This window comes from Jannaschia sp. M317, assembly GCF_025141175.1.
Lineage (GTDB): Bacteria > Pseudomonadota > Alphaproteobacteria > Rhodobacterales > Rhodobacteraceae > Jannaschia.
The window spans coordinates 1,120,911-1,142,857 of record NZ_CP081155.1 but is presented as its reverse complement, the minus strand read 5'-3'; the positions used below and the strand labels follow the sequence as shown (position 1 = coordinate 1,142,857).

Here is a 21,947-nt window from a genome sequence, read left to right as displayed (position 1 = left end):
GCGCATGAACCCTGTCATCGGCATCATCGGCGGCTCTGGCCTCTATCAGGTGGACGGGTTGGAAGACGCGGTCTGGACCGCCTTCGATACACCCTGGGGGGCACCGTCGGACGACCTGCTGATCGGGACGCTGGGGGGCACGCGCATGGTGTTTCTGCCGCGCCATGGGCGCGGGCACGTTCAGACGCCGTCGACGGTGAACTACCGCGCCAACGTGGCCGCGATGAAGGCGGCGGGGGTGACGCACCTCGTCTCCGTCTCGGCCACCGGGTCATTCCGAGAGGACATGGCACCGGGCCATTTTGTCATCGTCGACCAGTTCATCGACCGCACCTTCGCACGCGAGAAAACCTTTTTCGGACCAGGTCTGGTGGCTCATGTCTCGGTCGCAGATCCGGTCTGCCCCAGGCTGTCGGCAGCCTGCGCGGAAGCCGCGCGCCAGGGCGGGGCCACGGTGCACGAGGGCGGCACCTATCTGGCGATGGAGGGGCCGCAGTTTTCGACCAAGGCGGAATCGCATCTTTATCGGCAATGGGGCTGCGACGTGATCGGCATGACCAACATGCCCGAGGCAAAACTCGCCCGCGAGGCGGAGCTGCACTATGCCTCTGTCGCGATGGTCACCGATTTCGACAGCTGGCATCCGGATCACGGCAACGTTCAGATCACCGACATCCTCGAGACGCTGCACGGAAACGTCGGCCGCGCCGCCGCCATGGTCGCCGCGCTGCCGGGCCTTGTGGGCGCAAGCTGCGGCGCGGGCTGCGCCACGGCGCTGGACCATGCGATCATGACCGCCCCGGACGCACGCGACCCGGACATGATCACCCGCCTGTCCACCATCGCGGGCCGCGTGCTGTGAGACTGGCCGCCGTCTTTCTGCTGGCTGCCCTGCCCGCCGCGGCGCAGGAATTCGTCGTCGTGCCCGGCCCTCTGACGGACGAAGAATTCTATCGCGCGGTCGCCTGCGCCGCGCCGCCGGGCGACGCCTGCCAAAAACCGATCCTGCGCTGGCCGGAAGACAAGCGCCAGGATCTGACCGTCGCGCTGGTCTCGGTCACGCCCGCGCTGCTGCCCTATCAGCGCGCCATCTTCGAGGCCGGTCTGGACGCCGCTCTGGGCCAGATCAACGCGCTGGACGCGGGGGTGCGCCTGACCCGGATCGCGGGCGGACGCGGAGCCACGGACATTGCCATCCACGTGGTCGCCACGCCGCCGGGTCAGGTGATGGAAGACACCGGGGTCGAGGGGCTGGACGGCAATGTCCTGCCGCTGGGTCGCGTGGCCCTGCGCGCCCGCGACAACGAGATCCGCGAGGCATTGATCGCCATCTCCGCACAGGCGCGCCGCCGGGAAATCGCCTCGATCCTGCTGGAAGAGGTGACCCAGGCCCTGGGCCTGATGACCGATATCGAGGGGCCGGATTACCGCCGCTCCGTCTTTGCCGAGACCGGCAATTCCGTCGTCCGGCTGGAAGGTCAGGACGCCATGGCGCTGCGGCGTCACTACCGGGGTGCCCCCACAGCCGACGAGGAAAGCTGACATGCAGCGCAAGACGGTCCGCGACTATATCCGTACCATTCCCGATTTCCCTCACGAAGGGATCATGTTCCGAGACGTGACCACCTTGTTTGCCGATGCGCGGGGCATGCGGCTGTGCGTGGATCAGCTGCTGGCCCCCTGGGCCGGCGAGCCAATCGACGCTGTCGCGGGCCTGGAGGCGCGGGGCTTTATCCTGGGCGGAGCCATCGCGCATCAGCTGGGCACCGGCTTCGTTCCGATCCGTAAAAAGGGCAAACTGCCCGGAGAGACGTTCAGCCAGGATTACGCGCTGGAATACGGCACCGCCACGGTCGAAATCCACCGCGACGCCCTGCCCGCCGGGTCTCGGGTTCTGCTGGTCGACGATCTTCTGGCGACCGGCGGCACCGCGCGGGCGGGGATTTCCCTTCTGGAACGGCTGGGCTGCGATATCGTCGGCTGTGCCTTCGTCGTCGACCTGCCAGAGCTGGGCGGCCGGAAGGTGCTGGAAGACATGGGCATGCAGATCCATACGATCTGCGATTTCGAGGGCGCGTGAGAAATTTTCGCACGCGCCGCCCCGCGTAAACACTTTGGTAACACTTCGGGTGCAAGGGTAAGGCGTGGCGCAAGCAGACAGCCACCCATTCCCCCCCGCGCCCTGCCTCCCCCGGCAGGGCGCACCCCGTTCAGGGGCACGCCCGCGACAGGTTACCTGGCGCGCAACATGACGCCGGGGTTCATGATGCCCCGTGGATCCAGCGCCCCCTTGATCGCCCGCATCGCCAGCAGTTTGGTCGGATCCACATAGCGTTCCAGATCACCGACTTTCAGCCGCCCGACCCCATGTTCCGCGCTGACCGATCCGCCGTGGGAATGGGTCAGGTCGTGCACGGCGGACTTGATCGCCTCGCGCTGGTCTTCATGATCCGCGCGGCTGCGGCCCGATTGCGGGAAAACGTTGTAGTGCAGGTTGCCGTCCCCGACATGCCCAAAGCAGTTGATCCTGAAATCCCCGATCTTCGCCAGGATCCCCGGACCATCGGCGATGAAGGCCGGAATCGCGGCCAGCGGAACGGAGATATCGTGGCTGCTGATCGACCCGATGCGCCGGTTCGCCTCGGGGATGTTTTCGCGCACGGCCCAGAAATCCTGCCGCTGTTGTTCCGACTGGGCGATGGTCCCGTCGGTCACCAGCCCGCGCGCATGCGCCGTCTCGAACAGCGACGTCAGCGCCCCCTCCGGGTCGCCGCTAGCCCCCAGCCCCAGGTCGATCAGGACGGACCAATCCGGGTGCCCGATCGGCAGGCGCACATCGGGCAAGGTTTCGGTCAGAAAGTCGAGACCGGCGCGGCCGATCAGCTCAAAGGCGGAAACGCCCTCTCCGATCCGGTCCCGCGCCAGGTTCAGCAGGTCCAGCGCCGCCTGCGGGTCGCGGACGGCCAGCATCGCGGCCCCGGTCCTGACAGGGCGCGGCAGCAGCTTCAGCGTCGCGGCGGTAATGATGCCCAGAGTACCCTCGGCCCCGATCAACAGGTGCCGCAGGTCATATCCCGTGTTGTTCTTGCGCAGCGGCGACAACCCGTTCAGGACCGACCCGTCCGGCAGCACCGCCTCCAGCCCCAGGCACAGGTCACGCGCATTGCCATAGCGCAGGACATTCACGCCGCCCGCATTGGTCGACAGGATCCCGCCGATCCGCGCGCTGCCCTGTGACGCGATGCTCAGCGGGAACAGACGATCCGCCGCCTCGGCCGCGTCCTGCGCCACCTGCAGGATCACACCCGCCTCGGCCACCAGAGCATTTTCGACCGGGTCCACCGACCGGATCCGGTTCAGCCGTTCCAGCGACAGGATCAACGGGTCCGTCAGGTCGCCCGCCACTTGTCCGCCGACCAGACCAGTGCCGCCGCCATAGGGCACGATCGGCACCCCCGCCTGCCCCGCCGCGCGCACCAATGTCGCGACCTCTGCCACCGAAGCGGGTGCCACCAGCAAGCCCCCCCGCCCCTGCCACCGCCCGCGCGGCTCTTCTGTATAGCGCGGCTCCAGCGGGCGAAAGGTTTCGGGCGGCAGATCAGCTCGGAGCGCCTCGGCAAAGGCGCCGGTCGCGGGGGCATAGGTCATTCAGGGTCCGTCAGATAAGAGGGGCGCAGCACCACGATGGTCGGCTGCGACGGCAGGGTTCGGAGCGAGACCTCAATATGGCTTTCCGCGCGACGCTCAACCGCGAAGTCGCCAGACATGCCGGCAAGGAATTGCTGCAAGGTGCCTTCGCCGAACCAATGCATCGGCAGGATCAGCGAGGACCGCAGCCGCGTCAGCACCCGGATCATCGTCGGGATGTCCACGGTCAGCCCGCCATCGACCGGGGCCATGACCACATCCAGCCGACCAAGCGCGGCATATTGTTCGGCCGTCGGTTCATGGTGCAGATGACCCAGGTGACCGATACACAGGCCCCCCACCTCGAACACGAAAATGGAATTGCCGTTCCGCTCCACCCCCACCCCGGCTCGGGATCGGATATCGGTGGACACCGACCGCACGAGCATTTCGCCCAGATCCAGGTGATGGTTCGCCGGGTCGCCCACGCGGTCCGACCAGCCGGGCAGGACATGGGGAATCTCCGGGTCCGGCGTCGGGTCCCAATGGGAGATGTGGGCACGGTTCATGGTGACCACGTCGGGCAGGCGCGTGGCCCCGATGAAACCCACGAAATCGGTCACGGCGCGCAACCCGCCCGGCGTTTCCAGCAGGAACATGGCGTGGTCGATGTAGTTCAGCCGCACAGTGTAATCGTCGGGCAGCGGCGCCGCGAAACTGGCGGTCTGGATATAGGCCAGACCCGGTGCCTCGGCGATGGCGATGCAATGGCTGGGCCTGCGATCCTGCGCAAACAGGATCGTCGGACTCAAAAGCAGGCAGGCAAGCAGTAGGCGCATGTGCGGATCCTCCTGCCCCAACAATAGCGCGGCAGCCAAATCCTTCGAAGGATTTGGTCAGAGTTTTCGAAAACTCTGACCGCCACGCCTCAGGCCGGGCGTGTGCCGACAAAGTCCCAGGCGGCATCGATGTCGGGCAGATCGAAGGTCCGCGCCTCTACCGGGATCATCCGGCCCACCGCCTCGATCATCATCGCCGCCCCCTCGGGCGCGCCGACGACGGCGTATTTGTTGACGTGCGACAGCGACCGGAACCGCGACCGGATCGATTCCCAATCCAGCCCCGCGCCCAGCTCGCTGCCGCCGTAGGGCGCGAAAACCAGCAGCATGTTGACCTGATCATAGGTATCGAAGGCTGCGTTCATCTGCTTGGCCAACGTCTCCATTTCCTCGGCGGAGACCTCGCCCTCGATCTCGAAGGCAAAGGTGGCGGGGTCGACGGTCGGGATGCGGCGGATGGTCGGGGCGGGCATGTTGGATCCTCCTTGGGGTTGGAGGGGCAACGCATGCCGGGGCGGTTGGGGTCCGGCCTCAGGCCCGGCCGCGCCGATCGGACCGCAGCATCGCGTAGAGCACGTGATTTCGCCACCGCCCGGCGATCTGCAGATAGCTCTGCGCCACGCCCTCGTATTTGAAGCCGGATTTTTCCAACAACCCGCGGGAGGCCCCGTTTTCTTCCAGACAGGCGGCCTCCAACCGGCTCAGGTCCAGACGCCTGAAGGCATGATACGACAGGGCCGTGATCGCCTCGTGCATATAGCCCTGCCGTGCGTGAGCCTGTCCGATCCAATACCCCATGGTCGCCGATTGCGCCGGACCGCGCCGGATGTTGTCCAGCGTGATCGCCCCCATCAGCATGCCATCGTCCTTGCGCGCCAGGAACAAGGCCAGCGCAGAGCCCTGGGACTGGCTGCGTTGCGCCCAATAGACCCGGTTAGTGAAGCTCTTGCGGCTCAGGTGGTCGGGGGCCCATTCCGGCTCCCAGGGTTGCAGGAACGGGGCGGACCCTTCGCGCAGCGACACCCAGGCGCGATAATCGCCATGCTGCGGCAGTCGCAGCACCATCCGATCCGTTTCGATCTTCGGCTTGCGAAAGCTGGGCAGCATCACGCGGCGAGCCGCCTGCGCAGGGTCTCCACGTCCGGTGCGCTGTCGACCGGGCCATAGAGCGCCAGTGTCGGCGCCCCCTGCGTCAACCGCTCCGCGTGGGCGCGGACGGCGGCGGCATCGACGGCGTCGATCCGGTCCACGACCTCGGACAGGGGCGGCACCCGATCCCAGATCGCCACGACCCGGGCCAGACGTTCCGCCCGTGACGAGGGCGATTCCAACCCCATCAGCATCCCCGACTTCATCTGCGTCCGGGCCCGCGCCACCTCCGCCTCGGACATGTCGTCCGCGGCGCGCCGAAGCTCATCCATGGTCAGCGTCGTCAGACCGGCCACGTCTTCCTCGGCGGTGCCGGCATAGACGGTCAGCAGCCCGGTATCGGAATAGGCCCCGACACTGGCAAAGATCGTATAGCAGAGGCCGCGCTTTTCGCGGGCCTCCTGAAACAGACGGGACGACATGCCGCCGCCCATGACACTGGCAAAGATCTGTGCGGTATAGATATCGTCGTCGCGGTACCCGGGTTGATCGAAACCGAGCGCGACATGCGCCTGTTCCAGACGCCGTACATGGCGCGCCTCGCCGCCCTGGTAGCGGCTCAATTCCGGCAGCTTCTGGGGCTGCGCGGGCAAATGTCCGAACAGCGATTCGGCCAGGCGCACGATGGCGTCATGATCTACCGCCCCTGCGGCTGACAGGATCATCTGTCCGGGCCCATAATTCTGCTGCACGAAATCCGTCAGGTCACGGCGCCCAAAGGCCGACACCCGTTCCGACGGACCCAGGATGGTGCGGCCCATCGGCTGTTCCGGATAGGCCGCTTCCTGCAGCCAGTCAAATATGATGTCGTCGGGCGTGTCCATCGCCTGCCCGATTTCCTGCAGGATGACGCCCCGCTCCACCTCGATCTCGCGCTCGTCGAAGACAGGGTTCAACACGATGTCGGCGATCAGATCGACGGCCAGCGGCACATCGTCCTTGAGCACCCGGGCGTAATAGGCGGTCACCTCGCGGGAGGTATAAGCGTTGATATAGCCGCCCACGTCCTCGATCTCTTCGGCGATCTGCAGGGCAGATCGGCGGTCCGTCCCCTTGAACGCCATGTGTTCAAGAAAATGGGCGATGCCGTTCTGTTCGCTTGCCTCGTGGCGCCCGCCGGCCCCAACCCAGATGCCGACGCTGGCGGATTGCAGGCCGGGCATGTGTTCGGTCACAACACGAAAGCCGTTGGGGAACCGCGTGATCTGCACGCTCATGTTGCGCGCCTTTCGTCAATCACCGCCTCGATGGCGGCCAGGTCGTTGTCGACCAGAAGAATGCGTTCGTCCCGGTCGAACAGATCCGCCATGCGCGGCGGCAGGGCGGGGCGGGTGCCGGTCGCGGCCTCGACCGCGTCGGGGAACTTGGCGGGATGAGCGGTGGCCAGGGTCACCATCGGGGTGCTGCCCAGATGCGCCTCGGCGACATGGGTGCCCACGGCGGTATGAGGGCACAGGGTTTCGCCCGTGCGTCGCAGCATCCCGGTGATGGCTGCGGCCGTTTCTGTCTCGGACGCGCGGCCCGAGGTATAGATGTCCTGCAAGGCCTGCAGCGCACCCTGACTGACCGTAAAGCCGCCGCCCTTCAACTCTTCCATCAGTTGCGCGATGGCCCCGCCGTCCCCGCCGTAGGCCAGGTGCAGCGCCCGCTCGAAATTGCTGCTGACCTGGATATCCATCGACGGAGAGATCGAGGGCTCGACCGTCCCGACCCGGTATTCCCCGGTGCTCAGACAGCGGTGAAGAATGTCGTTCTGGTTCGTCGCCACGACCAGTTGCTTGATCGGCAGGCCCATCCGCTTGGCGATATGGCCGGCAAAGATATCGCCGAAGTTGCCCGTGGGCACGGTAAAACTGACCTCTCGGTGCGGGGCACCGAGGGCAGTGGCGGCGGTGAAGTAATAGACCACCTGCGCCAGTACCCGGGCAAAATTGATCGAGTTCACACCCGCCAGACCAACCCGGTCACGGAAGGCGAAATCGTTGAACATGTCCTTCACCCGCGCCTGGCAATCGTCGAAATGCCCGGTCACGGCCAGGGTGTGCACGTTCGCCTCGGTCGGCGTGGTCATCTGTCGGCGCTGCACCTCTGACACCCGGCCGTGGGGATACAGAATGAAGACGTCAACCGCGTCCAGTCCACGGAACGCCTCGATCGCAGCCGATCCCGTATCGCCCGACGTGGCACCGACAATGGTCACCTTCTGGCCGCGCCGGGTCAGCGTGTGTTCGAACATCTGTCCGATTAGCTGCATGGCAAAGTCCTTGAAGGCCAGGGTCGGCCCGTGGAAAAGCTCCAGCAGGAAATGGTTTGGCCCCAATTGAACCAGCGGTGCGCGGGCGTCGTGGCCAAAACCCGCATAGGCGCGCGAAATCATCGCCGCGAAATCGTCCTCGGCAAAGGCCTCGGAAACGAAGGGCCACATCACCCGCTGCGCGACCTCCTCGTAGGGCAGGCCCGCCAACGCTGCGATCTGCGCATGGGACAGAACCGGCATGGTCTCGGGCACATAAAGGCCACCGTCGCGGGCCAGCCCGGTCAGCATGGTGTCCTCAAAGCCCAGGGTCGGTGCCTGGCCACGGGTGGAGATATAGCGCATTCGGGTCTCTCTCAGAGGGTGCGGCGTCTGATACGCCACAGCAGGAAGACTGTCATCCCCAGCCAGACAAGTGCCAGCCCGAACCATTGGATCGCATACCCGAGGTGAGAGTTCGGGATCCCCTCGACCCCGACGGGCAAGGGCTGCGGCCCGGCGGAGGGGGTAACCGTGCGGGCAACCACCATCAGCGGATCCGTGCCCAGCGTGTCCGCCATGGCAGACACGTCGCGCCCGAACCAGGTGCTGCCCTCGGGGTCGGGCGTGGCGGATGTGACGTCGTCTGGCCAGGACAGGTTCCCGATGATCGCGTAGGGGCCCGGCGCCAGCGTGGTCTCCGAAGCCGAGAGCGGGACCAGACCGAAATCCACCAGCACGCGCCGCCCCCCCGTCTCGACCGGTGCCACGATCCGATAGCCGGACCCGCCTCGCCAGGCACCCAGGACGCGCAACGGGGCCCCTGTGACGCGGGCGTCCAGGCGGACAGGCAGGAAATTGTCAGCGGACTGGTCAGGGGTCGGCGGCAGATCGACGGGCGCGGCAGTGATCCGCGCCTCGATCTGCGCGATGACACCCTCTTTCCAGTCAAGACGCTGCAACTGCCAGACGCCCAAAGCGACCAGCACGGCAAAACCGGTCAGACCGAAAAGAAAAGGGACGAGGAAACGCATCGGGGTCTTTCAAACAGGGAACGGCGCGGGAAGCCCGCGCCGTCCAAATCCTTCGAAGGATTTGGTCAATCTTTTCGAAAAGATTGACGCCGTCAGCCGCCCCAGACGTAGATGGCGGCGAACAGGAACAGCCACACGACGTCGACGAAGTGCCAGTACCAGGCAGCCGCCTCGAAGCCGATGTGCTTTTCGGGGGTGAAGTGACCGGCCTGCAGGCGGAACAGGCAAACCAGCAGGAAGATCGTCCCGATGAAGACGTGGACCCCGTGGAAACCCGTCGCCATGAAGAAGTTGGCACCATAGATATTGCCGGAGAAGCCAAAGGCCGCGTGGCTGTATTCATAGATCTGGAACGCCGTGAACAAGACGCCCAGGGCCACGGCGAGGATCAGGCCCCACTTCATGTCCTGGCGGTTGTTTTCGTGCACCAGAGCGTGGTGCGCCCAGGTCGCGGCGGCCCCCGAGCACAGCAGGATCAGCGTATTGATCAGAGGCAGGTGCCAAGGGTCGAAGGTCTCGATCCCCACGGGCGGCCAGACGCCGTCAACACCGGGGCTGAGCGGGCCCATCGGATAGATGGCATGCTTGAAGAACGACCAGAACCAGGCCGCGAAGAACATGACCTCGGACATGATGAAGAAGATGAATCCATAGCGCAGGCCGATGCGAACGACCGGCGTGTGATCGCCTACGTTCGATTCGCGCACGACGTCCGACCACCAGGCGAACATCACGCCCAGCACGCCGACGAAACCGGCGGCGAAAAGCCAGGGGCCGGATCCCTTCATCCACAGCACCGCGCCGATCAGCATGAAGAAGCCAGCAACCGCGCCGATGAACGGCCAGATCGAGGGCGGGAGGATGTGGTAGTCGTGGTTCTTGGCGTGGGCCATCTTCGTGCCTCTCAGTTGGTCGTCGTCAGCGCGTCGGTTTGCAACGCGGCGTAGTCTTCGGGCAAGTCCATTACATGAAATGTGTAGGACAGGGTGATTTCGGGGATGCCCTTGGCCTCCGGGTCGTCGACGATCTCCGGGTCGACGAAGAAGGTGACGGGCATCGAAACGGTTTCGCCGGGCTGCAGGATCTGTTCTTCGAAGCAGAAGCAGTCGATCTTTACGAAATGTGGGCCGGCGGCATAGGGGGCCACGTTGAAACTGGCGGTTCCGGCGACCGGTTTGTCGGTCGGGTTGTGGGCCTCGTAGAAGGCCAGGCTCGTCGCGCCGATGCGCACCTCCATCGAGGGGACGACCGGCTTGAAGGTCCAGGGCATCCCGCGTTCCCGCGAAGCGTCGAACCGGACCAGAACGGTCTGATCCAGGACGATGTCGGATCCTGCATCCGCCTGGGATGTGGTGCCGCCATACCCGGTCACCCGACAGAACAGATCATAAAGCGGAACCGCCGCCCAGCCCAGCGACCCCATGCCGATCACGGTCGCGCCGGTCATCGCGATGACCCGGCCATTATCCGTCAGGTTGCGCCACCAACGTCTCATTGGTCGCCCCCCTCGGTCTGGCCGGGGATCAACGCGGGCCGTGCCACGTGGTCGAACCCTTCGGAAAAGCCGCCGGTCTGAACCTTGGCCACGGTCACGCCGAACACGATCACGATAAAGGCCAGCAAGACGCCCAGAACGCCGAAGTTCCGGCCCCTGCGGCGGGTGTGAAGTTCATGATCCTGATGCATTCACCAACCTCCGAACGGCAGCGCCGCCTCGGCCACGAAAACCGAGAAATGCGCAAAGAGATAGACCAGAGACCATTTGAACAGCCCCTTTTCCACCGCGTGATTGTCGGCCTCGCTGTCGGCATCCGTCCTGCGCCACATGTCCCAGGCCCCCTTGAGGAACACCGCATTCAACACCACCGCAACGGCCAGCGTCAGCGGCCCGCCGATCGCGGTGAAGGCGGTGAAGATCGACACGATGGCCAAGCCAACGGCGTAGATCAGCGCCTGTTTGCGGGTTTCTTCGCGGCCGTGGGTCACGGTCAGCATCGGAATGCGGGCCGCGTGGTAGTCCAGTTTCACGAACAGAGCGAGCGCCCAGAAATGCGGCGGCGTCCACATGAAGATCAACGCAACCAGCAGCCAGGCCTCCAGCGGCGTGCCACCTGTCGCGGCCGCCCAGCCGATCATCGGGGGAAACGCCCCCGCCAGACCACCGATCACCGTGTTCCAGGATGTCGTCCGCTTCAGCCACATCGAATAGATGACCGCGTAGAAAAAGATGGTGAACCCCAACCAGAAGGCCGCGACCCAGTTGGCCGTCAGCCCCAGCATCACGACCGACACGCCCGACAGGAACAAGCCCAGTGCCAGGGCATCGCCCGGTGCGACCCGCCCCGAAGGGATCGGGCGTTTGCGTGTCCGCTTCATCACCCGGTCGATGTCGGCGTCGAACCACATGTTCAGCGCCCCCGATGCCCCGGCCCCGAGCGCGATCCACAGGATCGACGTCGCCCCCAGGAACGGATGCACGCCGCCCGGTGCCACCAACAGGCCGACCAACGCGGTGAACACCGACAACGACATCAGGCGCGGCTTGAGCAGCTGCCAGTAGTCGCGCAGGCCCGCCTCGTCAGAGACAGGCCCATCGGCAGGGATATGAAGCGATGCGTCGGTCAACGGATCACCAGGTCTCCAGCTCGCCGGCCTTCATGGCCTCGACCCAAGCCGCATAGGCCTCTTCGGAGACGACCTTGACGGTGATCGGCATGTAGGCATGGGCCTGGCCGCACAGCTCGGAGCATTGTCCGAAATAGATGCCTTCCTGATCGGCCTGGAACCACAGCTGAGCCAGGCGGCCCGGAATGCCGTCCTGCTTCACGCCAAAGGCCGGGATCGTCCAGGAATGGATGACGTCGCCTGCGGTGACCTGCATCACGACGGTCTTGCCCACGGGCACGACGACAGAGGTGTCGGTGGCCAGGCGGAAATGCTCGTCGCTGTAACCGGCCTCCATCAGCTGGGCGCTGACCTCTTCGTTCAGGACGTGATCGCCGGTGCCGATCATGTAGGAAGAGAACTCCTCGATCCCCTCTTCGGGATACTCATAGCCCCAGAACCACTGGTAGCCGGTCACCTTGACGACCACGTCGCCCTTGGGGATGCGCTGCTGATCGAACAGGACCGGCAGGGAAAACGCACCGATCGCCACCAGGATCAGAATCGGAACGACGGTCCAGGTGACCTCCAGCGGAGAGTTGTGCGTGAACGTCGCGGGGTTCGGATTGGACTTCTTGTTGAACCGCAGAACGACCCAGGCCAGCAGGCCGGTCACGAACAGCGCGATGATGGTGATGATCACCAGCAGGAACCCATCGAGCCAGTGGATCTCTTCGGCCAGCGAGGTCGCAGCGGGCTGAAAGCTCATGCCGCCGGGCTGCGGCGTGCCGATGATCGGCAGCTCTCCGAACAGATCCTGGGCGCGGGCCGGCAGCGCGGCGAGGGCCGTGGTGGCCACCGCGAGCGCTTTGGTGAATCGGGACATCTTCATATCGGTCATCCTGTCTGGCGGGGCGGCTCCGGTCCGGTCGGGCCTCTGGGCCGAGGGCCCCCCGTTGAGTCTCCGCCCGCTAAGACCATAACCGGAACCATTTGCGCAAGGGGCCGGACACGATCTGTGGCACCCTGTCGCCCCGCAGGGCGGGCGGCGCGGGGCGGGGACCCGGTGCCGTGTCCGTCCGGTCCGATGGATCGGGTCCACAGAATCCGGCGGCCATGCTGCGTGTTCGACCGGAACACAGGCAAGTGGCCGCCGTCACCGCCACGGGACAAGGGCAATCACCCCGTCAAACGCCGGCTGAACGGGTGATTGCGCCGATCCACGCCCCAACGTGGAGGACGGCTTGCCCCGGCTCGACGGCGTATCGTGAACGCGTTGAACCCCAAGCCCCTTTATCTCGGGCACCTGCACATCGAAACTTCAGAGCTGCGGCACCATGATGTCTGCGAACAAAGGGAGCGGGGGTTGCCCAGGCAAGGCGCACACCGGTCAGATGCGTCGGAAGGGCATGTTTTCCAACGTTGAACTGACGGGCGACAGGGATCATGCCGACGTATGAATCCTTGCAGACGCGTGGACCGCCGTGGCGCGGGACACGTCCCTTTCGGCACGGTTGAAGCAGGCTATTGGCGTGACATTCGAAAGGATCCGAAATTTTCACAGCTCTCGCCGACAAGTCCTCGCGCGCCTGTTATCGAACCCCAAACAGATCCGCGTGAACCCCGCCTTCGCCGCAAGGCACCACCGGCGGCACGAACGACGGAATACCGGGGGCCCGATTGCGGCGAATCGCAGACGCCAGACGGCCCGGCGGCGGCCGCGCGGCCTGCTGAAGACAGGAAAACACCCGACTTGGCCGCAGCCCCCTAGGGTCCGGCCACTGAATACCCTATCTGACAGGCAACGCCGCCTTCCCCGGAGCTTGCCATGACCGACGCCCCCTTCCGCCCCTTCGAGACCGACCTCGACCGCGAAACCGCACTGGCCGTCCTGCGCGAGACGCTGAACGGGGCCGACGACGGAGAACTGTTTCTCGAACGCCGCCGCTCCGAGGTTGTGGTGTTCGACGACGGGCGGGTGAAGACGGCCAGCTACGACGCCTCCGAGGGGTTCGGCCTGCGCGCTGTGCGTGGTGAGACGGCGGGCTATGCCCATTCCACCGAGGTCAGCGAACAGGCCCTGCGCCGCGCCGCCGAGACCGCGCGCCTGGCCGTGGGCGACGGCGGCGGCACCTTGGCGGATGCGCCCGTGCGGACCAATCGCAAACTCTATACCGACGACGATCCCATTGCCGGACAGGCCTTTTCGGTCAAGCTCGACACCCTGCGGGAGATCGACGCCTTTGCCCGCGCGCTGGATCCGCGCGTCGTGCAGGTCAGCGCGTCGATGGCGGCCTCTCTGCAGGAGGTAGAGATCCTGCGCGCCGATGGGGTGTCGGTCGCGGACACCCGTCCGATGGTGCGCCTGAACATATCCGTCATCGTCGAAGAAAACGGCCGCCGCGAATCGGGCGGCGCGGGCGGTGGCGGGCGGATCGGCCTGACCAGCCTGATGACCTCCGATCACTGGCAATCCGTCGCGCGCGAGGCGCTGCGCATCGCCGTGGTCAACCTGTCCGCAGTCCCCGCCCCCGCAGGCGTGATGGACGTGGCGCTTGGCAACGGCTGGCCCGGTATCCTGCTGCACGAAGCCGTCGGACATGGGTTGGAGGGTGATTTCAACCGCAAGGGGCAGTCTGCCTTTGCGGGCCTGATGGGCCAACGCGTCGCCTCGGCCGGGGTGACGGTGCTGGACGACGGCACCATCCCGGACCGGCGCGGGTCGATCACCGTGGACGACGAAGGCACGCCATCGAACCGCACGCCCCTGATCGAGGATGGCATTCTGGTTGGCTACATGCAGGACCGGCAATCGGCGCGGCTGATGGGCGTGGCCCCCACCGGCAACGGGCGCCGCGAAAGCTATGCTCATGCGCCCATGACGCGGATGACCAACACCTACATGCTGGGCGGCGACACCGCGCCGGGCGACATCGTGGCCGACGTCAAGGACGGCATCTATGCCGTGGGCTTCGGCGGCGGTCAGGTGGATATCACCAACGGCAAGTTCGTCTTTTCCTGCACCGAGGCCTACCGCGTGCGGGGCGGCGTCGTGGGCGAACCGGTCAAGGGCGCGACCCTGATCGGCGACGGGGCGACCGCGCTGACCAATATCCGCGCCATCGGCAACGACATGGCGCTGGATCCGGGCATGGGCAATTGCGGCAAGCAGGGGCAATGGGTGCCCGTAGGCGTGGGGCAACCGACCCTTCTGATCGGCGGGCTGACCGTGGGCGGCTCCGCGGCCTGACGCCGTCGATGTGCCCGCCGACACCGGCCTGCGGGCCGTCTTCGCCCGGACCTTTGCCCACCCGGTCCGGGCGGATCCGGTGACCTTCAACCCCGGTGTCCTGCTGGGCGCGGCTGTCCTGACCCTGATCCTCATCCCACTGTTCGGGGTCGTCCTGAGCATCCTGACCTGCGGCAAGATAGCCTGGGTCCCCCCCCTCTGCTCTGCCGGTGCGTTGCTGGCGGTGTCCGTCTTTCTGGCCTGGATGGCGATGCTGCCCGGTCTCGTGCTAGGCGCGATCTTGCTGGCTGGTGGGGTGTCCGGCTGGCTGTTGATTGCGGGGCTGGGCCTTGGGAACGGCGCGCTGCTGACGTTGATGCTGGCCCGTCAGTTGGATGCGCTTGTCATCGTGGGCGCGGGGATCGGCATAGTATATGCCCTGCACTTTCGCCTGGTGGTCGAGATGTTCCGCCCAGACGATGGCTGGTGGTCGCGGTCCCGTTAACCATTCCTCAACCCCCTGCGGCGACCATCCCCGTATGGAGTATGCGATTCCCGAACTGATCCGCGTCGCCGACGGCTGGGCCGAGGCACCCTTGCCCCTGTTCGACGCGCCCCCCTCGCAGGAAGAAATGTTCGCCCGCCTGCGCCTCGCCCGGTCCCGCCGGGTCGGCCCCGCGACCTTCCGGCGGCTGATCGCGGAACATGGCGACGCCACGCGCGCGCTGGCCGCCCTGCCCGAGGTGGCGGCGCAGGCAGGCGACGCGAAATACCGACCCGCCAACGAGGACGACATCCGCCGCGAAATCCGCGCCGCCCGCAAGGCCGACGCCAAGCTGCTGACGCTGGGTGGCCCTGGCTACCCCAGCCGCCTGGGCGAAGTGGGGGACGCGCCCGCCGTGCTTTGGGCGCAGGGGCGCACCACGCTGGCGCAGCGGCGCTGCGTGGCCATCGTGGGCACGCGCAACGCGTCCAGCCTGGCCCTGCGCATGACCCGTGCCCTGTCGCGTGACCTGACAGAGGCCGGGATTGTCGTCGTTTCGGGCCTGGCGCGTGGTGTCGACACGGTCGCACACAGCGCCGCACTGGACGGGGGCACCATTGCGGTTCACGCGGGCGGGCTGGATTGCATCTATCCGGCCGAAAATGCCGATCTGGGCACGCAGATCGCGACCCAGGGCTGCGCCCTGTCCGAACGCCCCTTTGGCCTGTCCCCGCAGGCCCGCGATTTTCCGCGCCGCAACCGGATCGTATCCGGCCTGGCGCAGGCCGTCGTCGTGGTCGAGGCGGCGGCCCGCTCCGGCTCCATGATCACCGCGCGAGATGCCCTCGACCAGGGGCGGGAGGTTCTGGCGGTTCCCGGACATCCGCTGGACGGGCGCGCCTCGGGCTGCAACATGCTGTTGCGCGATGGCGCGACCCTGGTGCGCGGGGCCGAGGACGTGCTGGAGGTGCTGGACCGCCTGACCCCTCCTCCTGAGGTCGCGCTGACGCCCCCTGCCCCGTCCATGCAGCCCGAGGCGGACACCACGGACCTGCGCGAACGGATCCTGACCCTGCTGTCCCCTGTCCCCGTCGGAGAGGACCAGTTGCTGCGCGACCTGTCGCAGGACCGGCCCGTCCCCGCACCGCACCTTGCCGCCGAACTCTCGGAGCTGGAACTGTCGGGGTCGATTGCCCGCCGACCGGGCGGTGGTCTCGTCCGGGTCTGACCCGGATGGTCGCCCCCTGAAAGGACCGGCCCGGCGCGGCGTGCGGACCGCGCGCACAGCCTGACACCGGACCGCCCGCGCGGCCCCCAAAGCCCCGTTCGGATCTGCCGGACGGGCCGCGCAGCACCCCGCCCTTTTGACCGTCGTCCGCCCATGGCATTGACAATCATGGGACGCTCGCCACATGAGTCCCCCGCCTATGGGCCCCGCCGGAAGGGTCCATGACGCCAATCCAGAACCACCCCGAGGTCCCGCAAACATGCCCGTTGTCGTCGTCGAATCCCCGGCCAAAGCCAAGACCATCAACGGATATCTGGGCAAGGATTACACCGTTCTCGCCAGTTACGGCCACGTCCGCGACCTAGTGGGCAAGGACGGCTCCGTCGATACCGAGAACGGCTTTGACATGACGTGGGAGGTGCCCGCCGACAGCAAGAAGCGGATCAAGGACATCGCCGATGCGCTGGCCGACGACCCGAACCTGATCCTCGCCACCGACCCCGACCGCGAGGGCGAGGCGATTTCCTGGCACCTGCAGGAAACCCTGCTGAATCGGCGCGGCATCAAGAAGGACATGCCGGTCAGCCGGGTCGCCTTCAACGCCATCACCAAAAAGGCCGTGCAGGAGGCGATTGCCAACCCGCGTGAAATCGACACCCCCTTGGTGCACGCCTACCTGGCACGACGCGCGCTGGACTATCTGGTCGGCTTCACCTTGTCGCCGGTGCTCTGGCGCAAACTGCCCGGTTCGAAATCGGCGGGCCGGGTGCAATCGGTGTGCCTGCGCCTGATCGTCGAGCGCGAGATGGAGATAGAGGCCTTTGATCCCCAGGAATACTGGACCGTCCGGGCCGTCCTGGAAACACCGCGTGGCCAGACCTTCGAGGCGCGCCTGGTATCGCTTGCGGGCGACAAGGTCGAACGGTTCACCTTCAAGGACGCCACCTCGGCCGAGCTGGCCGTGCAGGCCGTGGCCAGCCGCGATCTGACCGTCACGGGGGTCGAGGCCAAGCCCGCCTCGCGCAATCCCAGCCCGCCCTTCATGACCTCCACCCTGCAGCAGGAGGCCAGCCGCAAGTTCGGCATGGGGGCCAAGGCCGCCATGGGTACCGCCCAGCGTCTCTATGAGGCCGGGCACATCACCTACATGCGAACCGACGGCATCGACATGGCCCCCGAAGCGGTGGCCGAAGCACGCGGCGCCATCGCCGCCCGCTATGGCGACAGCTATGTCCCGTCCAGCCCGCGCATCTACAAGAACAAGGCCAAGAACGCCCAGGAAGCGCACGAATGTATCCGGCCTACCGACATGTCCAAGGCCGCCGACGATCTGCGCCTCGATGGCGAACAAAAGAAGCTCTATGATCTGATCTGGAAGCGGACGCTGGCCAGCCAGATGGAGGCCGCGCGCCTGGAACGCACCGTCGTCACCATCGGCAGCGCGGACAACCAGGTCGAGCTGCGCGCCAATGGTCAGGTCGTGGTCTTCGACGGCTTCATGAAGGTCTATACCGAAGGGCGCGACGATGACGCCGACGACGGCGACGACCGCCGTCTGCCCGCCATTCATCAGGGCGACGTGGCCAAGAAACATGCAAACGGCCTGCGCCCCGACTTCGACAAGCTGGCCGAAAACGATCCCAAGGCCGACACCTTGATGGGCGACGCCGAACCGACCAACGCGCGCCTGTCGGGCGACGGGGCCGTGCTCGGCCAGCAAAGCTTCACCCAGCCCCCGCCCCGCTACACCGAGGCGACGCTGGTCAAGAAGATGGAAGAGCTGGGGATCGGGCGCCCCTCGACCTATGCGTCAATCCTGGGCACGATCGTCGACCGCGGTTATGTGCAAAAGGACGGCAACCGCCTGATCCCGCAAGATCAGGGACGGTTGGTGACGGTCTTTCTGTCGAACTATTTCCGCAAATACGTCGGCTACGACTTCACCGCCGGGCTGGAGGACGAGCTGGACCACGTGTCCGCAGGCGAAGCCGACTACAAGGACGTGCTCGCCCGCTTCTGGCGCGACTTCAAGGCTGCCGTGGACGAAACGGCAGAGCTGCGGATCACCGACGTTCTGGAGAAGATCAACGAGGTGCTGGAACCGCACCTGTTCCCCGAACGCGAGGATGGCCGCGACCGCCGCCTGTGCCCGAAATGCGAGGAAGGCCGCCTGTCGATGCGCACCGCGCGGTCGGGCGGGGCCTTCATCGGCTGCTCCAGCTATCCGGAATGCCGCTACACCCGGCCCTTCGGCCCTCCGGGCATGGAAGGGGAGCAATCGGGCGATGAGAAGATGCTCGGGATCGAGCCTGAAAGCGGGCTGGAGGTCTGGCTGAAATCGGGCCGGTTCGGCCCCTACGTGCAGCTGGGCGAAAAGGCCGAGGACAATCCGAAACCCAAGCGGTCGTCCCTGCCCAAAAGCTGGGCGCCCGACGTCGTGGATTTCGACCGCGCGATGCAACTGCTGAGCCTGCCGCGTCTTGTGGGCACCCACCCCGAAGACGGTCAACCGATCGAGACGAATCTGGGCCGCTATGGACCCTACGTGATGCACAAGGGTCCCGACGACGCCAAGCCGGTCTACGCAAACCTGCCCGATGAGGAAGAGGTCTTTACCATCGGCATGAACCGTGCGGTCGAGGTTCTGGCCGAAAAACGCGCCAACCCGCGCGGGCGCGGGCGCACGGCGGCGGCGCCGCTGAAATCCCTGGGCGAACATCCCGAAGGCGGCGGCCCCGTGAATATCATGGAGGGGCGCTATGGCCCCTACGTCAAATGGGAAAAGATCAACGCGACGATCCCCAAGGGAACCGCCCCCGAAGACGTGACGATGGCCCAGGCGGTCGACTTGATCGCCGAGCGTGCGGCCAAGGCCGGCAAGAAGGCCCCGGCCAAGAAGAAGGCCGCGCCAAAGAAAACAGCCGCGAAAAAGCCCGCGGCCAAAAAGGCACCCGCCAGGAAAGCTGCGACCAAAAAGACCGACGACGCCTGACGCGGGCGCAAATCCTTCGAAGGATTTGCCCAGACTTTTCCAAAAGTCTGGGTCCGCCGGTGGCCGTCGTCAGGGCAGTTCGACCAGTTCCACCTGGTTGCCGTCCGGGTCACGAAAGAACGCGTAGCTATAGCCCGGCGGCGCGTCGCGCACGGGATCGACGATAATCTCGACGCCCGCCGCGCGCAGCGACTCGATGCTGCTTTCCAGATCGGGCACCGCAAAGGCCAGGTGTTTCCACCCGCGCTGCCCGAAACTCTCGGGTACGCTCTGCGCCTCGTCTGGTCCGGGCGTGGCACCCTGCTTGCAGAACAGTTCCAGATGGATGCCCCCCTTGCCGATCAGCCCCATGCGCAGGGCGGGATCGCCCCATTCCGCCAGCAGGGCAAAGCCAAAATGTCGCCCCCACCAGGCGACCGCGGCGTCGAAATCGGACACGGACAGGCCCGCGTGGTGAATGCTGTCGATCTGCATGGATCGTCCCCCGTTTGTGTTTCGCACCACCCTAGTCGCAGGACCGTCACCGCCAAGCTTGAATGTTGCGTGCGCCGTTGCGACATGGACGCCATGACAACACCCGCACGCCTGACGCCCCGCCCCGAAGTGATGCAGTTTCTCTGCTCCCGCCGGTCCCGCCCTGCCAAGACCCTGACAGGCCCCGCGCCCGACCGTGCGGAACTGACCCCGATCCTGGAGGCCGCGTTGCGCGTCCCCGATCATGGCAAGTTGGAACCCTGGCGCCTGATCGTCCTGCAAGGGGCCGCCCTGACGCGGTTGGCCGACCTGACCGACCGGCTGGGCCATGCTCAGGGCCGCGACGGCGAAAAGCTGCCAAAGAACGCCGCCATGTTCCGTGACGCCCCGCTGATGGTCGCCGTCGTGGCGGCCCCCGTGCCCTCCGACAAGATCCCTCAGGTCGAACAGGTGCTCAGCGCCGGCGCGGTTTGCCTGGGCCTCGTCAACGCCGCCCTGGCCTCTGGCTGGGGGGCAAACTGGCTGTCGGGCTGGATGTCGACGGATCGGGACTTCCTGTCCGAAGGGCTGTCCCTTGCGCCGACGGAATGGGTCGCCGGCTATATCGTGCTCGGCACCGAAGGCCCGGTTCCGACGGATCGCCCGCGCCCGGACCTGTCGACCAAGACGCAGTGGGTCGGGGCATGATCGGGGACGCGCTCAAGGCCCTGGGCCAGCTCAGCGACCCCCGGTTTCGCCGCGTTCTGCTGACGGGCGTCGGCCTGTCGGCGGGCCTTCTGCTGGGCTTTTCGCTGGTACTGATCTGGCTGGTGAACTGGCTGGTCGGGCCCGCTGTGACCCTCCCGTGGCTGGGCGAGGTGACCTGGCTGAACGACGTGGCCGGCATCGCCGTCATCCCGGTCACCCTGCTGGCGTCGGTGTTTCTGATGGTGCCGGTGGCCTCGGCGTTTACCGGCCTGTTCCTGGATCGGATCGCCGATGCGGTCGAGGATCGTCACTATCCGAACCTGCCCGCACCGCGCCCGCAACCGCTGAGCGAGGCGCTGCGCGAAAGCGCCAGTTTTCTGGGCCTGGTGGTCGGTATCAACCTGCTGGCGCTGATTGCCTACCTGGTTCTGGCCCCGATCGCGCTGCTGCTGTTCTGGGGGGTCAACGGCTTTCTGTTGGGCCGTGAATATGCACAGATGAGCGCTGCGCGACACCTGCCCCCGGCCGAGGCCCGCGCCTTTCGCAGCAAGCACCGGGGCGAAATCTGGCTGACCGGCGTGTTGATGGCGATCCCGCTGTCGATCCCGGTGGTGAACCTGCTGGTGCCGGTGGTGGGGGCGGCGACCTTTACCCACCTGTTCCACCGGCTGTCGGGGCGCTAGCCCGGCACGTCGCGCCCGGTCCAGCGGCGCAGATCGTCGATGGTCAACTGCCCCGAAGTGATGAACCAGACCAGCGGCACCCAAAGGACCAGGGTGATCCCCGTGGCCCAGGCGATGCGGCGGTAGACGCCGATCGGGTTCGCGGGGGTCGAGGCATGGGTGCCCGGCGACCGCTCTCCCCGGTCGCCCTGGGTGTCCTGACCGACTTGCAGGCCAAGCATGAAGACCATAGCCCAGATCATCATGAAAACGACGATTGCGGAAAAGACACCCATCAGACTTGTTCCAGCTCTACCAGCGTTCCGGTGAAATCCTTGGGGTGCAGGAACAGGACCGGCTTGCCGTGGGCCCCGATCTTCGGCTCGCCCGTGCCCAGCACCCGCGCGCCCGACGCCTGCAGCTTGTCGCGCGCGGCCAGGATGTCGTCGACCTCGTAGCAGATGTGGTGGATGCCGCCCGACGGATTCTTGTCGAGAAAGCCCTGGATCGGGCTGTTCTCGCCCAGCGGATACAACAATTCGATCTTGGTATTCGGCAGCTCGATGAAGACGACGGTGACGCCGTGGTCGGGCTCGTCCTGGGGCGGGTTCACATGGGCACCCAGCGTGTCGCGATACTGCGCGGCGGCGGCCTCCAGATCCGGGACGGCTATGGCGACGTGGTTCAGCTTGCCGATCATGGCGG

At 66.2% G+C, this 21,947-nt stretch carries 24 protein-coding genes; 9 read left to right on the top strand and 15 right to left on the bottom strand.

Annotation, left to right across the window (positions count from 1 at the left end):
* The first annotated feature begins 4 nt into the window (after positions 1-4).
* From K3551_RS06005 to K3551_RS05995, 3 genes are read left to right on the top strand one after another with little or no spacing between them, the layout of a single operon-like run.
* Positions 5-862, top strand: coding sequence for an S-methyl-5'-thioadenosine phosphorylase (locus K3551_RS06005; protein WP_259918511.1), 858 nt, complete (start codon positions 5-7; stop codon positions 860-862).
* Entirely contained in the window at positions 859-1,542 is a 684-nt protein-coding gene (locus K3551_RS06000) for a DUF2927 domain-containing protein (protein WP_259918510.1), read from the top strand. The genes K3551_RS06005 and K3551_RS06000 overlap by 4 nt, the downstream gene beginning before the upstream one ends.
* A gap of 1 nt (position 1,543) precedes the next feature.
* Positions 1,544-2,080, top strand: a complete 537-nt coding sequence (locus tag K3551_RS05995; protein ID WP_259918509.1) for an adenine phosphoribosyltransferase — start codon at positions 1,544-1,546, stop codon at positions 2,078-2,080.
* A 152-nt stretch (positions 2,081-2,232) separates the two neighbouring features.
* Here K3551_RS05995 and K3551_RS05990 read toward each other — a convergent pair whose 3' ends face one another.
* The 12 genes from K3551_RS05990 to coxB all read right to left on the bottom strand — a co-directional run bounded on the left by K3551_RS05990 (position 2,233) and on the right by coxB (position 12,378).
* On the bottom strand, positions 2,233-3,648 hold the full coding sequence (locus tag K3551_RS05990; protein WP_259918507.1) for an FAD-binding oxidoreductase: 1,416 nt from the start codon (positions 3,646-3,648) through the stop codon (positions 2,233-2,235).
* Entirely contained in the window at positions 3,645-4,466 is an 822-nt protein-coding gene (locus K3551_RS05985) for an MBL fold metallo-hydrolase (RefSeq protein WP_259918505.1), read from the bottom strand. Before K3551_RS05985 ends, K3551_RS05990 begins: the two co-directional genes overlap by 4 nt.
* An 89-nt stretch (positions 4,467-4,555) precedes the next feature.
* Entirely contained in the window at positions 4,556-4,939 is a 384-nt protein-coding gene (locus K3551_RS05980; RefSeq protein ID WP_259918503.1) for an STAS/SEC14 domain-containing protein, read from the bottom strand.
* 58 nt (positions 4,940-4,997) lie between these two features.
* A complete protein-coding gene (locus tag K3551_RS05975) occupies positions 4,998-5,573 on the bottom strand; it encodes a GNAT family N-acetyltransferase (RefSeq protein WP_259919498.1) in 576 nt (191 codons plus the stop codon).
* On the bottom strand, positions 5,573-6,832 hold the full coding sequence (locus K3551_RS05970; RefSeq protein ID WP_259918501.1) for a pitrilysin family protein: 1,260 nt from the start codon (positions 6,830-6,832) through the stop codon (positions 5,573-5,575). Before K3551_RS05970 ends, K3551_RS05975 begins: the two co-directional genes overlap by 1 nt.
* Positions 6,829-8,214 (bottom strand): threonine synthase, encoded by a 1,386-nt coding sequence (gene thrC, locus K3551_RS05965; protein WP_259918499.1) that lies wholly within the window; start codon positions 8,212-8,214, stop codon positions 6,829-6,831. Before thrC ends, K3551_RS05970 begins: the two co-directional genes overlap by 4 nt.
* Before the next feature lie 11 nt (positions 8,215-8,225).
* Positions 8,226-8,882 carry an SURF1 family protein gene (locus tag K3551_RS05960; RefSeq protein ID WP_259918497.1) on the bottom strand — a complete coding sequence of 219 codons (657 nt, stop codon included), beginning with the start codon at positions 8,880-8,882 and terminating at the stop codon, positions 8,226-8,228.
* Positions 8,883-8,974: 92 nt separating this feature from the next.
* Positions 8,975-9,775, bottom strand: a complete 801-nt coding sequence (locus tag K3551_RS05955; protein WP_259918495.1) for a cytochrome c oxidase subunit 3 — start codon at positions 9,773-9,775, stop codon at positions 8,975-8,977.
* Between the two features lie 11 nt (positions 9,776-9,786).
* On the bottom strand, positions 9,787-10,329 hold the full coding sequence (locus tag K3551_RS05950) for a cytochrome c oxidase assembly protein (protein ID WP_259919497.1): 543 nt from the start codon (positions 10,327-10,329) through the stop codon (positions 9,787-9,789).
* A 44-nt stretch (positions 10,330-10,373) separates the two neighbouring features.
* Positions 10,374-10,568 carry a hypothetical protein gene (locus K3551_RS05945; protein WP_259918494.1) on the bottom strand — a complete coding sequence of 65 codons (195 nt, stop codon included), beginning with the start codon at positions 10,566-10,568 and terminating at the stop codon, positions 10,374-10,376.
* Complete coding sequence (gene cyoE / locus K3551_RS05940) at positions 10,569-11,507, bottom strand: heme o synthase (protein ID WP_259918493.1); 939 nt, start codon at positions 11,505-11,507, stop codon at positions 10,569-10,571. It abuts the gene before it with no gap.
* A gap of 4 nt (positions 11,508-11,511) precedes the next feature.
* The gene (coxB, locus tag K3551_RS05935; RefSeq protein WP_259918491.1) at positions 11,512-12,378 is read right to left on the bottom strand and encodes a cytochrome c oxidase subunit II; all 867 of its coding nucleotides are present in this window, start codon (positions 12,376-12,378) and stop codon (positions 11,512-11,514) included.
* Between the two features lie 936 nt (positions 12,379-13,314).
* Here coxB and tldD point away from each other — a divergent pair.
* The 4 genes from tldD (at position 13,315) to topA (ending at position 19,419) form a co-directional block, all read left to right on the top strand.
* On the top strand, positions 13,315-14,736 hold the full coding sequence (gene tldD / locus K3551_RS05930) for a metalloprotease TldD (RefSeq protein ID WP_259918489.1): 1,422 nt from the start codon (positions 13,315-13,317) through the stop codon (positions 14,734-14,736).
* 10 nt (positions 14,737-14,746) lie between these two features.
* A complete protein-coding gene (locus K3551_RS05925) occupies positions 14,747-15,220 on the top strand; it encodes a hypothetical protein (protein ID WP_259918488.1) in 474 nt (157 codons plus the stop codon).
* A 127-nt stretch (positions 15,221-15,347) separates the two neighbouring features.
* Positions 15,348-16,427: a DNA-processing protein DprA gene (gene dprA / locus K3551_RS05920; RefSeq protein ID WP_259919495.1), complete on the top strand. Its 1,080-nt coding sequence runs from the start codon at positions 15,348-15,350 to the stop codon at positions 16,425-16,427.
* Between the two features lie 259 nt (positions 16,428-16,686).
* Positions 16,687-19,419 (top strand): type I DNA topoisomerase, encoded by a 2,733-nt coding sequence (gene topA, locus K3551_RS05915; protein ID WP_259918486.1) that lies wholly within the window; start codon positions 16,687-16,689, stop codon positions 19,417-19,419.
* A gap of 69 nt (positions 19,420-19,488) precedes the next feature.
* Here topA and K3551_RS05910 read toward each other — a convergent pair whose 3' ends face one another.
* On the bottom strand, positions 19,489-19,893 hold the full coding sequence (locus tag K3551_RS05910) for a VOC family protein (RefSeq protein ID WP_259918484.1): 405 nt from the start codon (positions 19,891-19,893) through the stop codon (positions 19,489-19,491).
* Between the two features lie 93 nt (positions 19,894-19,986).
* Here K3551_RS05910 and K3551_RS05905 point away from each other — a divergent pair, with 93 nt between their 5' ends.
* Together K3551_RS05905 and K3551_RS05900 are read left to right on the top strand one after the other, a co-directional pair.
* Complete coding sequence (locus K3551_RS05905) at positions 19,987-20,580, top strand: nitroreductase (protein ID WP_259918482.1); 594 nt, start codon at positions 19,987-19,989, stop codon at positions 20,578-20,580.
* On the top strand, positions 20,577-21,263 hold the full coding sequence (locus K3551_RS05900; RefSeq protein WP_259918481.1) for an EI24 domain-containing protein: 687 nt from the start codon (positions 20,577-20,579) through the stop codon (positions 21,261-21,263). Before K3551_RS05905 ends, K3551_RS05900 begins: the two co-directional genes overlap by 4 nt.
* On the opposite strand, the gene K3551_RS05895 is transcribed toward K3551_RS05900, so the two are convergent.
* A complete protein-coding gene (locus tag K3551_RS05895) occupies positions 21,260-21,538 on the bottom strand; it encodes a DUF1467 family protein (RefSeq protein ID WP_259918480.1) in 279 nt (92 codons plus the stop codon). The two genes, K3551_RS05900 and K3551_RS05895, sit on opposite strands and share 4 nt — an antisense overlap.
* Positions 21,538-21,942: a methylmalonyl-CoA epimerase gene (gene mce, locus K3551_RS05890; protein ID WP_259918478.1), complete on the bottom strand. Its 405-nt coding sequence runs from the start codon at positions 21,940-21,942 to the stop codon at positions 21,538-21,540. Before mce ends, K3551_RS05895 begins: the two co-directional genes overlap by 1 nt.
* Positions 21,943-21,947 lie beyond the last annotated feature (5 nt).